This window comes from Heliobacterium chlorum, from assembly GCF_014502795.1.
GTDB lineage: Bacteria > Bacillota > Desulfitobacteriia > Heliobacteriales > Heliobacteriaceae > Heliobacterium > Heliobacterium chlorum.
In genome coordinates this window covers 1-675 of the sequence record NZ_JACVHF010000133.1, presented here as the reverse complement: position 1 = coordinate 675, position 675 = coordinate 1, and the positions used below count along the sequence as shown (strand labels likewise).

Annotated in this window: 1 protein-coding gene; it reads left to right on the top strand. The window is 43.9% G+C overall.

Annotated elements, in window-relative coordinates; translation table 11 throughout:
- Positions 1–355 precede the first annotated feature (355 nt).
- Positions 356–664 carry a zinc-ribbon domain containing protein gene (locus tag H1S01_RS20605; protein WP_188041695.1) on the top strand — a complete coding sequence of 103 codons (309 nt, stop codon included), beginning with the start codon at positions 356–358 and terminating at the stop codon, positions 662–664.
- Positions 665–675: the final 11 nt, after the last annotated feature.

Here is a 675-nt window from a genome sequence, read left to right as displayed (position 1 = left end):
TAGGCTTTATGGTTTATTAGGTTGATAACATGAATACGTAGAGCCAGGGACATTGTCCTTGGTTTCTTTTTGGTTTGGGAAGAATAATTATGGGGGGTAACGGTGGTTGCTTACTCTTGCATTGAATCCACAATGAGTACCCGCTACCTATATCATGATGACGATAATTGGTCTGTGTGTTGGTAGGTTAATTTTTATAAATATATTTTTTCCACACCTTGCATTAGTGACCATTTTCATGTATACTTATCAAGTAGTCCCAATACGGTTTATACGCTATTCTTCTCGTTTGCCAGATGGCTAGGGAGGTTTGACGGATATCCCTAGTAAGGGCAAATTATGAGGAGGATTTTTTATGTTTCAAGACAAAGTTTTAACCTGTAAAGATTGTGGATGTGAGTTTGAATTTACCGCATCCGAACAAGAGTTCTTCGCCGAAAAAGGTTTCACTAACGAACCTGGCCGTTGTCCTCAGTGCCGGGCAGCTCGGAAAGCTCAAAACAACAACAGCAACCGTGGCGGCTATCGGGAAGAACGTCAAATGTATCCCGTCACCTGCTCCGCTTGTGGCAAGGAAACTACCGTTCCCTTCCAACCCCGTGGTGACAAACCGGTATACTGCCGTGACTGCTTCCAACCCCAACCTCGCAGCAACCGCTGGTAATATCCTAACAA

What these genes read in the sequence shown, in the direction of transcription:
- H1S01_RS20605 (WP_188041695.1), top strand. Translation starts at nt 356, where the DNA reads ATGTTTCAAGACAAAGTTTTAACCTGTAAAGATTGTGGATGTGAGTTT.